Source organism: Methylovulum psychrotolerans, assembly GCF_002209385.1.
GTDB classification, from domain to species: domain Bacteria; phylum Pseudomonadota; class Gammaproteobacteria; order Methylococcales; family Methylomonadaceae; genus Methylovulum; species Methylovulum psychrotolerans.
Map to the genome: position 1 here is coordinate 435,881 of NZ_CP022129.1, position 12,857 is coordinate 448,737.

General features: G+C 49.0%; 11 protein-coding genes. 6 read left to right on the forward strand and 5 right to left on the reverse strand.

All coding sequences use genetic code 11. The annotated features are described in order from the left end of the window. The first annotated feature begins 114 nt into the window (after positions 1 to 114). From CEK71_RS01755 to CEK71_RS01775, 5 genes are all read left to right on the forward strand, one after another. On the forward strand, positions 115 to 1,194 hold the full coding sequence (locus CEK71_RS01755) for a glycosyltransferase family 4 protein (RefSeq protein ID WP_088617773.1): 1,080 nt from the start codon (positions 115 to 117) through the stop codon (positions 1,192 to 1,194). Then, positions 1,191 to 2,192 carry a glycosyltransferase family 2 protein gene (locus CEK71_RS01760; RefSeq protein ID WP_088617774.1) on the forward strand — a complete coding sequence of 334 codons (1,002 nt, stop codon included), beginning with the start codon at positions 1,191 to 1,193 and terminating at the stop codon, positions 2,190 to 2,192. The genes CEK71_RS01755 and CEK71_RS01760 overlap by 4 nt, the downstream gene beginning before the upstream one ends. 59 nt (positions 2,193 to 2,251) lie before the next feature. Further along, on the forward strand, positions 2,252 to 5,314 hold the full coding sequence (locus tag CEK71_RS01765) for an HD domain-containing protein (protein WP_088617775.1): 3,063 nt from the start codon (positions 2,252 to 2,254) through the stop codon (positions 5,312 to 5,314). Between the two features lie 114 nt (positions 5,315 to 5,428). Beyond that, the gene (locus CEK71_RS23845; protein ID WP_088617776.1) at positions 5,429 to 6,007 is read left to right on the forward strand and encodes an acyltransferase; all 579 of its coding nucleotides are present in this window, start codon (positions 5,429 to 5,431) and stop codon (positions 6,005 to 6,007) included. Then, on the forward strand, positions 6,008 to 7,399 hold the full coding sequence (locus CEK71_RS01775) for an O-antigen ligase family protein (protein WP_088617777.1): 1,392 nt from the start codon (positions 6,008 to 6,010) through the stop codon (positions 7,397 to 7,399). Between the two features lie 83 nt (positions 7,400 to 7,482). On the opposite strand, the gene trhP is transcribed toward CEK71_RS01775, so the two are convergent. From trhP to speE, 4 genes are all read right to left on the reverse strand, one after another. Then, complete coding sequence (trhP, locus tag CEK71_RS01780; protein WP_088617778.1) at positions 7,483 to 8,847, reverse strand: prephenate-dependent tRNA uridine(34) hydroxylase TrhP; 1,365 nt, start codon at positions 8,845 to 8,847, stop codon at positions 7,483 to 7,485. 255 nt (positions 8,848 to 9,102) lie between these two features. Further along, positions 9,103 to 9,363: a ubiquinone biosynthesis accessory factor UbiK gene (ubiK, locus tag CEK71_RS01785; protein WP_088617779.1), complete on the reverse strand. Its 261-nt coding sequence runs from the start codon at positions 9,361 to 9,363 to the stop codon at positions 9,103 to 9,105. Positions 9,364 to 9,390: 27 nt separating this feature from the next. Then, positions 9,391 to 9,984, reverse strand: coding sequence for a MarR family winged helix-turn-helix transcriptional regulator (locus CEK71_RS01790; protein ID WP_088617780.1), 594 nt, complete (start codon positions 9,982 to 9,984; stop codon positions 9,391 to 9,393). 9 nt (positions 9,985 to 9,993) lie between these two features. Beyond that, the gene (gene speE, locus CEK71_RS01795) at positions 9,994 to 10,842 is read right to left on the reverse strand and encodes a polyamine aminopropyltransferase (RefSeq protein ID WP_088617781.1); all 849 of its coding nucleotides are present in this window, start codon (positions 10,840 to 10,842) and stop codon (positions 9,994 to 9,996) included. A 680-nt stretch (positions 10,843 to 11,522) separates the two neighbouring features. Between speE and CEK71_RS01805 the strand changes: the two genes are divergently transcribed. Further along, a complete protein-coding gene (locus CEK71_RS01805) occupies positions 11,523 to 11,804 on the forward strand; it encodes a hypothetical protein (RefSeq protein WP_088617783.1) in 282 nt (93 codons plus the stop codon). A gap of 231 nt (positions 11,805 to 12,035) precedes the next feature. Here the strand turns inward: CEK71_RS01805 and CEK71_RS01810 are convergent, their stop codons facing one another. Next, a complete protein-coding gene (locus CEK71_RS01810) occupies positions 12,036 to 12,665 on the reverse strand; it encodes a TIGR04282 family arsenosugar biosynthesis glycosyltransferase (protein ID WP_088617784.1) in 630 nt (209 codons plus the stop codon). Positions 12,666 to 12,857 lie beyond the last annotated feature (192 nt).

A 12,857-nucleotide genomic window follows, 5' to 3' on the forward strand; every position in this document is an offset into this window, starting at 1 on the left:
CGCTAAAGATACCTAGCTCTGATAGAACGCGTTTTACCCAACAGCAAAACATAAAGGCCTAAGAAAACCTATTTTTAGGCCAGAACAATAACACTTGCTTTCAGGAGAACAACGATGGCGCAACCCACACAGCTGCTGTATCTGTTACACAGCGGCAATCTATACGGTACCGAGCGCATGGCCTTGGTCACTTTGGCGGGCTTGCGCGATCAGTTGCAGCCCGTCTTGTTCGCCCCGCCCGGCCCCGTCCATGCCGCCGCCCAAGCCGCAGGTATAGCCACCCACGTCTTTAACGGCAGCCTCGATTTGCTTAAGCAACTGCCGGGCTTGTTGCGTGGCCGCACCCGCATAGCCATTTGCGCCACTGGGGTGTCGCATTCGCTGATTTTCTTACTGTTAAACCTCCGCTTCCGCTTGCCTAATGTCCATTTGCACTTGGTGCATGGCGGTACCGATGAACGCCTCAGTTACGGCAGAAAAAAGCGCTTAAATTTCCTGCCTGTAACATTGGTCGCCGTGTCCGAATACGTCCGCGAGCGCTTGCTGGCGCACGGTGTCCGCCCGGCACAAATCCAAGTCTTAGAAAACTTCCTGCCTGATGAGCAAATCGCCGCCACCTTGCAACGCCCCCGCTTTAACCAAGCGGGTATCCGCAACGTGCTGGTGGTGTCGCGGGTCGACCCCATCAAGCGGCTTGATGTGTTATTGGATGCGCTGGATATTGCCCCATCCTTACAGCGGTTAACTATCCGTATCCTCGGTACGGGTTGGGATTTGGATACCTTACGCGAACGCGCCCGCGCCTATCCGAACGTTACCTTTGTCGGCTTTAGCGAACAAGTCGCCGAAGAATTGGCCGCGAGTGATGTATTGCTGCATTGCTGTCCGGTCGAACCGTTTGGTTTAGCCATTTTAGAGGCGATGGCGGCAAAAGTTCCCGTATTACTGCCCGACCAAGGCGGGGCGGCCAGCCTAATCCCAACCTACAACTTGGCGGATGAAGGCGTGGCAGGGCTGCATTTTACAGCCAATGATCCGCAGGACTTAGCTCAGCAGCTTAACCGCCTACAAGCCGCCACTGCCGAACAATTAAACCGGATGGCAGACAACGCCGAACAACGCCTATGGCAACAGTATTCCAGCCAAGCGCGTTTACAGGCTTACCGTGAACAATTTGCCAAGGTGATGCTATGAATACCCCTAGCGTATCCGTCGTGGTCATAGGCCGCAACGAAGGCCAACGTCTGGCCGAATGTTTGGCCTCCATCCAAGCCATTAGCCCTATCGGCGGCCCTATTGAAGTGATTTATGCCGATTCCAATTCCCAAGACGGTAGCTCCGAATTAGCGGCCAGCTACGGCGCAAAAGTCTTGCGCGTCATTCCCGCCCGGCCTTGCGCGGCGATAGGCCGTAATGCCGGGTGGCGGGCGGCCAGTGCGCCGTTGGTGTTGTTCTTAGACGGCGACACCCGCCTACACCCCGACTTTTTGCCCGCCGCACTCCAAGCCTTGGCAGAACAGCCCGAAGTCGCCATCGTGTGGGGCCATCGCCGCGAACGTTATCCCGAACGCACGTTCTATAATCGGGTCTTGGATTTGGATTGGATCTACGCCCCCGGCATCACGGATTTTTGCGGCGGCGATGCCCTGATGCGCCGCTCGGTCTTAGTGGCGACCAATGGCTTTAGCGAGGACTTAATCGCTGGCGAAGAGCCGGAACTGTGCCAACGCATCCGCGCCTTAGGCCACACCATCCTGCACATCGACCAGCCCATGACAGACCACGATTTGGCAATGAGCCGCTGGCAAGCCTATTGGAAACGCGCCCTACGCGCAGGCCATGCGTATGCGGAAGTCTCGCAACGCCTAAAAAACACCGGCTTCCCGCTCTGGGCCAGCGAATGCAAACGCAACGCCATCCACGCCGGGGTTTTACTGGCCATGCCCCTTGCCGCCCTTGCCCTAGCCGTGCTGATGGGCGATGTGTTGCCGTTACTGGGCTTGCTGCTGGCCTATCTGTTTTTGATCGTGCGCTCGGCCTACAAAGCCCGCTGGAAATGCCGCCAACCCGTGACCTTATTGCTGTATGGGCTGCATTCGCATCTGCAACAGATTCCTATTGCTTTGGGGCAGATGGGCTATTGGTATAACCGCTTGAGAAATCGGCGGCAGGGGTTGATTGAGTATAAGTGATATTTTTCACGAAATTTTGCATGGCGAATTCGTATCATATTTAGACAAAGAGGATATTTGTGGCAGATTTTTTAATTAAACATCTTAAAAAAAAAGCGGAAGAGCACTCTGCCCTAGAAATGCTAGTCAACCAATGGGGATTTGATGAAAAACTCATTCCAAAAGCCCTGCAAACCGTTGGCAATCTATTCCCGCATTACAGCCGCCATGATGAATCCCATAGCAAGCAGATTCTAATCAATATTGAACGCCTGTTAGGCGAAGACAATATCGCCCGGCTCACAGCCGCCGATACTTGGCTCTTGCTAGAAGCGGCGTATTGGCACGACATAGGTATGGTTGTACCACATAAGGATATTCAAGATGCTTTTAGTCAAACCGATTTTCAGCACTACGTTGATGAAATCCGCAATAACCCCCATCACGGCCTGCACCGTTTTTGCCTGAGTTTTAAGCTTAATAATATGTCGCAATGCTTCGGGGGAGCTGATACGCCTTTAGAAGCCGTGGATAAGTTTCGGGAATTGATGGCGGAATGGTTTCGGCGGCAACACGCCAGCCGAGCAGGCAAAATTGTTGAAGATCCCTGGACAAGTGCAGGCATCAGCTCCCCGCGCACCGAACTGATCCCCACTCGGTTATTCAAATTATTGGGGCATATCTGCAAGATGCACGGCTTGCCGTTTAAAGACTTGCTCGCCCCGATGAGCCTACTTTTCCGTGAAGACGGATTGATGATGGGGGATAATTGCCATCCCCGATTTGTCGCCTGCCTATTACGGCTGGGCGACTTGCTCGACTTGGATGACAACCGCTTTTGTCCGGTGATGCAACTTATTGCGGGCGAAAATCGCCCACCGCTCAGTAAAGCCCATGAAGACAAGCACGCGGGCATCCGGCATTTGAGGATTGACCCTGAGCGCATTGAGATTACCGCCGAATGCACAACCATAGACGGTTATCTGGAAGCCTTTAAATGGTTCGATTGGCTCAAGCAAGAAATGCAAGACCAAATGTCACACTGGCAAGACATTGTGCCAAAGCGCGAGTTTGGCTCATTACCGACATTAGGCCACATTGAGGTACGTTTAAGCGGTAATCAACAACTGCTGAATGAAGGGCAGCGTCCACAATTCAGCCTTGATGGCAAACAAGCCACTAAACTGCTTAGCGAGAGCCTGTACAGCGATGCCTTTCCCTGTATCCGTGAATTACTGCAAAACGCAGTTGATGCCACCTTGCTTAAGTTGTGGCTGCTTAACCAAAAAAAATATCCCGCTGATAGCAATATCTGGAAAAATCCGTTTACTGATGAAGTTCAGGATATTTTAAAAACAGGTGATGTGACGGCTTTGCTTGAAGAAACCGAACCAGATGCCGACACACCCTCTGGCAAATCGCGGTGGAAACTGACAATCACTGACCAAGGCACAGGCATTAGCCGCGATGATTTAGGCTATATGCTCCGTATAGGTAGTTCTCAGGCCAATGCCCCGCGCCAGCAAAAAATCAATACCATGCCGGAATGGATGAAACCATCGGGAGCATTTGGCATTGGATTTCAAAGTGTATTTTTGCTGTCTGATAAGGTGAAGCTGATAACCAAAAGCGTTTTTACTAATGAGACGCTAGACGTTATTATGCACAGCCCTCTTGGGGAAAAAGAAGGGTTAGTCGAATTCAAACTCTTAGACAATGATATTACCATGTCCTTTGGAACAACAGTTGAGGTTGTTATTTTTCTTGAAAGACTTCCTAAATCTTATAAATATAATCGTTATGATGAATATTCTATTAAAAGTCAGATTATAAGTTCATTTGATCCTGTTTTGGATGATACTCTCCCACTTGAAGCGGCAGACCTGGCCGAAAAAATTCGAGAATTTGCAACGAATAGTCTTGTTTGGGTATGCAGAGATATGAACGCAATTTATAAGCCTATGAAGCCTATGAAGCCTATAGGACTTTTATGTGATTTTAATGATAATAGTGATAAATATAGTAAGATTACACGGCAAAAAAGTTTTTACATTGTTAAAGAGCATCAACTAGAGTTGGTGGCTGATTTAAACCTCTCTGGTGTTTTTTCTTCGTCGTTTGCCGGATCTGAAACTTTGTATCGAGGCCAGCCTTTTGAGCAAAAATGTCTTAATGATTTACCTATTGCCTCCATAAAAATAAATCTGTTATCAGGAAAAGCCGGCAAGTGGCTAACAGCTAACCGTGAGCGATTGAGTGATAGTGCCGTTAAAGAATTTAGAGATATAGTGCTAGCGGCACTTGAACAATTAGCCGCCGAATATATAAATCAAATTAAAGAGGAATCAAAACCAGCCTATTCTTTCTTTCTTGAACGAATGGCAATGCAATATGAGCATAACTGGATTGAACTAGCTAAAAAACTTGATCGTGACTGGCTTAAGCTTAATGCACCCAACCCCGTAACAACCGATAAAATTAGTTTTGAATATCTGTTTGGGAAAGAAAATTGGACTATGTGTAATTTGCCCTTGCCAGATTTGCAAATTTTGCTCCCTCCTATTTCAGGAGATTTTCAAATAGATGATAGTTATGGTGCTTATACCAAGGAAATTATCATCAAAGAATGGATGAAAACAGCAGGTAATACAATACAAATTATCGAAAGCAAAGAGTATGAAAATAGCGATTTGACCCTTATTTACCAATTTGCCAAGAAACCCCAGCCATTGTATAGCCCGAAGGCGTTAGCCATAAAATTGATAAGTGTCGATAGACGTAAAAATAATCGTTTCGTGTTGAACGATTTAGATAATCGTTGGGAAACTCTTTATCTGAAAGAAAATAGCAAAATCAATGCGTTTTATTTATTTGGTATTCCCTCAAACAAAAATATCGTCTTGTTACCATTTTTATTTTATCGTCGGTTAAATATGCAATCTCCAGCGCAGATAACGGCCACACCCTCCCAGCTCGAAGCATTATGCCAATGGATTCAACCCTATTTAGAAAAATCATCCGCTACGCTTGAAGAAATAAGAACAGCTTATAATGAATTAATTCGCTATATCGATTATGACATTATGAAACCTTCGCCACATTGGGAAGCTTGGAAAAAAGACCGAATGATCGATGCCCATTAATGTTTTTTTGTAAGTTTACAACCCTTTGATATTTAGGTTTATATTTTTGAAATTAGTATATTTAGTTTATATGAGTCTTGGGGTCTTTTGTTGATGTGTCTAAAAATAAATTCCATGAGCTATCTGATAAAAAAAATCCTCGTAAAAACCCTGCAACCTATCGCCGCGCTGACCAATAAGTTGGAGGCTTGTAGCCGTTTATGGGCAAGTGCGCGTTTCAACAGTGCGTTGCACGGTAAGTTGCACCCGTCGGTGGTGGTGTTGGGTACGCCTGAGTTGCACGGCACCAAAAACATTGTATTAGGCAAAAACCTCTATCTTTACCGCGATTTGTATCTGGAAACCCAAGAAGCCGGGCGGATTGCCATGGGTGATGAGGTGGTGTTGTCGCGGGGGGTGCATTTGGTGGCGTTTGCGGCCATTACCTTGGAAGACGGGGTGATGATTGGCGAATATTCCAGTTTGCGTGATGCCAACCACCGTATTGTCAGTGATGCGTCCATGCGCCATAGCGGCCATGTCGGTCAGCCGATTGTGGTACGGCGCAATGCTTGGATAGGGCGGGGGGTGACGATTTTGGGCGGGGTGACGATAGGCGAGGGCGCGGTGATTGGGGCGAATGCGGTGGTGACCAAAGACATCCCCGCCGGGGCGGTGGCGGTGGGTATCCCTGCCCGTGTCATTAAGGCCTGAATGTTATCGTATATCGCGTATTTGCCGGGGCTGTGGGCGTATTATGTGGCACAAAACCAATCGGTGACCAAGGCGTTCATTTGGGTGTATATCCCGACCTTATTGCTGTTGCCGGACTATTACCGCGCCATCACCCCTGGTTTGCCTGACCCGTCGTTTAACCAAAGCGCGTCGGTGGCCTTGTTTGCGGTGTTTGTCATGCAAGGCTCGCCGGGATATAAGTTTAGCCTGACCGATTTGCTGGTCGGTTTTTACGCCTTTTCGGTGTCGTTTTCCGAGTTTCTCGCTTCCGGCTATGCCGACGCGCAGAATCTGATGTTTTTTGAACTCACTTCGGTGATGTTCCCGTATATTTTCGCCAAAAGCCTGATTGAGCCGTTTAATTTGCGCTATGACTTCGCCAAAAGCGTGGTGCTGTGTTTGTCGTTCGTGTTTGTGCTGAATTTGTTCGAGAATAAGTTTGGTTTCAATCTCTGGCAAGCCTATCTGGGGATGTTTTTTCCTGGACAGGGCTTGGGTTGGATTACCACCTTCCGGTTTGGTTTGGCGCGGGCGGCGGGGCCTTATGGGCATTGTTTGCTGGATGGGGTGATTATGGCGGTCGGCTACCGTTTGCAACGTTGGTTGCAGTGGTCGGAGGCGTGGCCTGAGAAAATGAAGCATTTGACATGGTTGAAGGCGTTCAAGCTCAAGCCGGGGCAGTTTTTTACGCTGATGATTTTTGGCGGCGTGTTGTCCACCTTAGGCAAAGGCCAGTGGTTAGCGGGGATTGTGGCGGCCGGGATTGTCATCATTGGCCGCTCCAAGCAACGGGTGGCGGCGGTGACGGCGGTCGTCGCGGTGATGGTGTTCATCGGTTTGCCGTTGTTGCTGGCGTTTTTAAGTTATGCGTCGGTCGGGCGTAAAAATGCCAAAGATGATAACCAAGAAACCGCCGCCTACCGTTATGAACTGGTGACGGAGTACATGGATGTTGCCAGCGAACGTTTATGGTGGGGTTGGGGGCTGATGAAATGGCCGGAAGTGCCGGGGTTTGAGTCCATCGACAACCATTTTTTGCTGACTTATTTAAACCACGGCGTGATTGCCTTAATGTTGCTGCTGGTTATTATGCTGGGCATGATGGTGCGCCTGATTATCCACGGTATGTCCCGGCCCATAACCGAGCCTAGGGGCAGTTCTTTGGCGTTCTCGTTATCGGCGATTTTTTTGATGTATTTTATCGCCGTGGCGACCGTGGCGATGATGAACCAAAGCTGCACCTTGTTTTTTATTATTGTCGGCCTGTCGGATGCGTATCTGCGCTTAAGCACTTGGGACGGGGACCAGGGCGGCGGCAAAACGCGGCAGGAGCCGGATACCCGCAAGTTTAAGTTCCGTAAGGTGTTGTAAGAGACGCGTCTAAGCCGTATTTTTGGAGCGCGGGCATCTTGCCCGCCCTTGCGGGCAAGATGCCCGCGCTCCAGGCTTTTGCCTTATTCGCCCACCATCTCGGTTTGGTCGGTATAACGGGCTAATAAGCCGTAGCCGTCCGCGCCTGTCGGCAAGGGTATTTTGACTTCGTAACCGCCGCCGGACGCTTCGTGCATGGCTTGCCCATGCAGGTTCTCCATACGTTCTACGGTGATGTCCTGATTGCCTGTCGGCAAGATCAATTCCAGCTTATCCCCTACTGAAAATTTGTTTTTCACATCAATAGTCGCCAGCCCAGTCGCTGGGTCGTAGTCTCTGATTTCGCCGCAAAACTGTTGCTGGTGGCTTTTTGAGTAGCCAGTGATGTAGTTTTGTTGTTCGTGGGTGTGGTGGCGTTGGTAAAAGCCGTCGGTATAGCCCCGGTTAGCCAGGTTTTCTAACACGCCTATCAGTTCCGGTTGGAACGGGCGGCCTGCCAGGGCATCGTCAATGGCTTGGCGGTAAGACTGTGCGGTACGCGCGACATAATAATGCGATTTGGTGCGGCCTTCGATTTTTAGGCTGTCCACACCGATGTCGACCAAGCGATGGATATGCTCAATGGCGCGTAAGTCTTTGGAGTTCATGATGTAAGTGCCGTTTTCATCTTCCATGATCGGCAGCAGTTCGCCTTTGCGGCCTTCCTCTTCCAGAAAATAAATATTGTCGGCTAAGGGGTGGCGTTCCGCGCCGCCGCAACTGGCGGTGCTGATGTCGGCTAGCGATAAGGAGCCGCCTGCCAGTACGGTGTCGCCTTCGGCATTTTCATGTGCGGGCAGGGTGTCGTATTTCCAACGGCAGGAGTTGGTGCAGGTGCCTTGGTTGGGGTCGCGGTGGTTGAAATAACCGGACAGCAAACAACGCCCCGAATAGGCGATGCACAACGCACCGTGGACAAACACTTCCAATTCCATATCAGGGCAACGCTGGCGGATTTCGGCAATTTCATCCAAGGACAATTCCCGCGACAAAATCACCCGCTCAACGCCCATACTTTTCCAGAAATTGACCGCCGCATAATTGACGGTGTTGGCCTGTACCGACAGGTGTATTGGCATGTCCGGCCAGGTTTCCCGTGTCATCATCATTAAGCCGGGGTCGGCCATGATTAATGCGTCCGGCTGCATGGCGATAATGGGGGTCAGGTCTTTAATAAAGGTTTTGACTTTGGCGTTATGGGGGATGACATTGGTCGCCAAAAAAAACTTTTTGCCTTGTTGGTGAGCTTCATTAATGCCTTTCGCCAAATTATCGGCGAGAAAGTCGTTGTTGCGCACCCTAAGACTGTAGCGCGGCAGGCCTGCGTAAACGGCATCGGCACCAAAGGCGAAGGCATAGCGCATGTTTTTGATGGTGCCGGCGGGGGATAGGAGTTCTATGGGTTTCATGTCGGTCAGGTTAATCAAATGGGTTAAGCTGTATTTTTAGTACCGTCATTAATCGCGGCACCGAACGGTATCGCCTAAGGCAGGTGCCGTATAAGCGCGAGGGGCGTTAAGCCGGGCATAGCAGGCCGGAAAAAGGCGGGGTCTGCACCGCAAAAGATGGGTGTAGGCAGAAAACGGCTGGCGGTGTGGGGGCACCGCCAGTGACAAAGTGGCTAGGTATTTGCAGATTGCGGCAATCTGCGGCCTAGGGCCGCCTTAACCTTCTTGCTGGCTGCTCTGTGATTGTTCCATAGCGGCGACGCGTTGCTCTAAGTCTTCCAATTTGCTGCGGGTTTTGGCCAGCACCATTTTTTGCACTTCAAACTCTTCACGGGTTACCAGATCCAGTTTGCTTAACGCGCTTTGCAAAATGGCGTGGAAGTTTTTTTCCAAGTCTTCTTTAAAGCTGTTCAGGCCGGGCGGGATAGCGCCTGCCAAACGGTTGGCGATGTCATCAATGGCTTTAGGGTCAAACATAAGGGCTCTCACTATAAAAAGGGTCTACTAGGGGGAGGTGGCAGTAGAGGGGCCAAAGCCGTCAGCAAGGACATGCTCACGGCAAATTTTAACCGAATCGTTTTGGCTTAAGGGCAGTTGGGTCAAATTGCAGAGGTAGTGGTTTTCCACCTCAACAAAATTGATGCACGAATGGCAAACCCCAAAACTTTTGGCATTGTTAGCTTTTTGCAGTTCAATCAAGACGCTGTTTAAGGCATCTTCCAGCGTCGTAAAGTTATGCGACGAAATAATGGCCTGGGCTTGGGCAAACACGTCTATTGGCTTAATTTCTTCCAATAATTGCCTGCCGGCTTCCGATAAGGCCAAATGCACCACCCGTCCGTCCTCGCTATCTTGGCTTTTGCTGACATAGTCTTTACGCTCCAGCACTTGTATGGATTGGGAAATGGTGCCTTTGGTCAGGCCTAAGTATTCGGCGACCGCCGCTGGCGTATCGCTAAAGCGGTTGCAGGTGGACAGGTAATCCAAGACTTGGATATGCACAGGCTGCAAACCGATAGCGGCAAATTTTTTTCGCTCTTCCGAGCGCAACAGGTTACTGATACGCTCTATAAGCCTAAATGTATTCAATTCCTGCATCCGGTTTTTTTATAATGAAAACGCTTTTTTGAAAAATTCGGGTTGTGCCAACGCCGCTCTATGAATATCAACATTGTAATAAGTGGTATCAAAGGGCTTATTGGCGGCTTCCAATTCACGGAATTTTGCCAAGCTGGCTTTGCTGGCAATGGTCGCGCTCCACCAACCCGAAGGGTAGATGCACTGCGGGAAGAACAGGGTTTGCAAATGCCCGAACCCCGCCGATGCCATTGCCCCGCGCATTTCGCCGATCAGTTTCAGATGGTAGAGCGCCGATTCGCTTTGTTGGACGACCATGCCGTGTTCGGACAGGCAGTTAAAGCAATCGTGGTAAAACGCTTTGCTGAACAGGCCTTCGGCAGGACCCACTGGGTCGGTGCTGTCGACAATGATAATGTCTACTGAATTTGGCTCGGCCTCTTTGACCCATTTAATGCCGTCGATAAATTTCAGTTCCGCACGCGGGTCGCCGTTGGAATCGCACAATTCGGGGAAATAAATTTCCGCCAAACGGGTCACGCGCTCGTCAATGTCAATTTGTACGGCGTGTTCGACAGAGTCATGTTTTAACACTTCTTTTAAGGTTCCGCAATCGCCGCCACCGATAATCCAAACCCGTTTTGGGTTAGGGTGGGTGTACAGGGCAGGGTGGCTCATCATTTCATGATAGAAGAAGTTATCACGCGTAGACACCATTGTACAACCGTCAATCACCATCAGGTTGCCGAAGGTTTCGGTTTCGTAAATCTCTAAAAATTGGAAAGCCGATTGTTCTTCGTGTAATTTCTTTTTGATTTTTAAAGAAAAGGCTGAGTCCGCTCCGGGGAGCTGTTCGGTAAACCATTCTGAGGGGTTCATCTATGTTTCCTGAAAAGTAAATAAGTTAAGCGGCTATTATATTAGAATTTGTTCGGGTTTAAGTATATTTGTCGGCACTACTTAATGTTACGGTTATGTTAATGGGCAATAGCCCGCCGCGTATCGGAGTTATAGGGAGAAGGGGCGGGTAGTATTGCCCCAAAAGATCAACCAATACTACCCGAAACATCTTTGCATATACTTCAAACGGTCAAGTTTTCGGTTTTTTGGTAGGGTACGCTGTACCCTCAGGGGCATAAATGTGTACCTTTAAAAAATCATCATAAAATCAGTGCAAAAGGTACGCACAGCGTACCCTACAGTGAATTGTAAAAGCCGAAAACTTGGCCGTTCACAGTATAGATGCGATGTTTGGCGATTTTAAAGGCCGGAATTGCCAGTGGCAAACGAATAGGGTCACGCGGGCTTCTAAACGGGTTTTGTGCCTGCTGAAGGGGTTCCCCACTTTGCATGTCTTTAATTTTTTTGTATAACTAATTGATAAGCGGCAATTATTCTTATAAAAAAAGCGTTCGGTAGCAAAGCTATTCAAAGCCATTTAATCAGTTTTTTTGCCTTAGGCACAAGCCTGAAATTAATTTTAAAGGTAACTCTTTATTTTCTTGCATACCGCCCTATACCTGTTATACTGAGGTTACTTTTTAATAATTGAGCAATTTATGACTAAGAAAAAAGATAAACGGGGACGTAAGGCCTTACCGCCGGAGCAAAAGAAACCGCCGCAACCGACCTTAAAAATCAATCCCGCGCTACATCCTTTTGTTAAGCAGTTAAAACGCCATTATAAAGCAGGTCTTGTCGATGCTGATAAGCTCGCCGCCTTAACGGCCTTATTGCTTGACGACAGTCATCAGCCTTCTATTGAAGAGCAGGCAGCTCTTCCGTCGGGTGACGACGTTTTTCCAGACACTGACGAAATGCCCCCAGAAGACGGGGGCTAGGGTGTTGTAAGCCGTCCGATCGAATAGCTTCCGTTTATGGTAATAAATGTCGGGAGGTATCTGATGATGAAACAAGTAAAAAAACAGTTTGATGAGTTAAAGTTATTTTGGGTTTTTGGCCTAGTGGTGGTAAGCGTCATGTTTTTCACCGTATTTTTTGGCAACGTTTAATCATACTCCTCATCCAACCCGCAGAGCCTCAACCCTTGTGGCTCTGCCCACAAAGCCCCCTTAAATACCCCCGCACCATTGTTTATATCTCGCCCAATCGGCTGGGGTGTCCACATCCCATTGTTCCCGCAATTCATAGCATTGTAGTCCTAAACGCTGGCTACGCGCACGGGTTTCCGGCAGCACTTGCGGCGTACTCCACGGCATAGCAGCAAACAGTTGAGCAGCGGTTTGGTTTAGGCCAATTAAGCTATAGCCGCCATCTTCGGTCGGTGCTAATACACTGTCATAGCCTTTCTGTAACACGGTTAATGCCTGCGCCAAATCCGCCTCAGTCAAGGATGGGCAGTCGCAACCAATCAGGAGCGCGTGGGCGTAGTTTTGCAAAACGTCCTGAAATGCGTCCGCCATCCGTGCGCCTAAGTCATTGCCTTGCTGGGTTTTTAACGTCACGCTAAAATTCTGCGCTGCGGCCTGAAAAAAAGGATGCGCTGGCGATGGTGCGCACCATAATTGTACGTCGCATAAAGGCCGTTTAGTTGCTATATGCAGGGTATGGCGGGCAAGGGCGATATGTGCGTCGGCGGCTTGCCTAGCACTGAGGGTGGGGATTAAGCGGGTTTTAACCTGCCCTGGGACAGGGGCTTTGCAGAACACCATTAATACTGCGTCGGGATAGTGATAAGTCATAGCATCAAAAGTAACGAGTGTATTTCATAGGGCATGACAACAAAGCAAAGAGATACTGTGAACGGCCAAGTTTTCGGTTAATCCTAAAACCGAAAACTTGACCGTTTGAAGTATACATAGAATACCCGATCAACTACACCTGCACCAAACATCCTACAATTCAGATTGAAAGGTAAAGTGATGATGGCCTAT

Excerpts from the sequence above, each read along its gene's own strand:
- CEK71_RS01755 (WP_088617773.1), top strand. The coding sequence starts at position 115 with ATGGCGCAACCCACACAGCTGCTGTATCTGTTACACAGCGGCAATCTA.
- CEK71_RS01760 (WP_088617774.1), top strand. The coding sequence starts at position 1,191 with ATGAATACCCCTAGCGTATCCGTCGTGGTCATAGGCCGCAACGAAGGC.
- CEK71_RS23845 (WP_088617776.1), top strand. The coding sequence starts at position 5,429 with ATGAGCTATCTGATAAAAAAAATCCTCGTAAAAACCCTGCAACCTATC.
- CEK71_RS01775 (WP_088617777.1), top strand. The coding sequence starts at position 6,008 with ATGTTATCGTATATCGCGTATTTGCCGGGGCTGTGGGCGTATTATGTG.
- trhP (WP_088617778.1), bottom strand. The coding sequence starts at position 8,847 with ATGAAACCCATAGAACTCCTATCCCCCGCCGGCACCATCAAAAACATG.
- ubiK (WP_088617779.1), bottom strand. The coding sequence starts at position 9,363 with ATGTTTGACCCTAAAGCCATTGATGACATCGCCAACCGTTTGGCAGGC.
- CEK71_RS01790 (WP_088617780.1), bottom strand. The coding sequence starts at position 9,984 with ATGCAGGAATTGAATACATTTAGGCTTATAGAGCGTATCAGTAACCTG.
- speE (WP_088617781.1), bottom strand. The coding sequence starts at position 10,842 with ATGAACCCCTCAGAATGGTTTACCGAACAGCTCCCCGGAGCGGACTCA.
- CEK71_RS01805 (WP_088617783.1), top strand. The coding sequence starts at position 11,523 with ATGACTAAGAAAAAAGATAAACGGGGACGTAAGGCCTTACCGCCGGAG.
- CEK71_RS01810 (WP_088617784.1), bottom strand. The coding sequence starts at position 12,665 with ATGACTTATCACTATCCCGACGCAGTATTAATGGTGTTCTGCAAAGCC.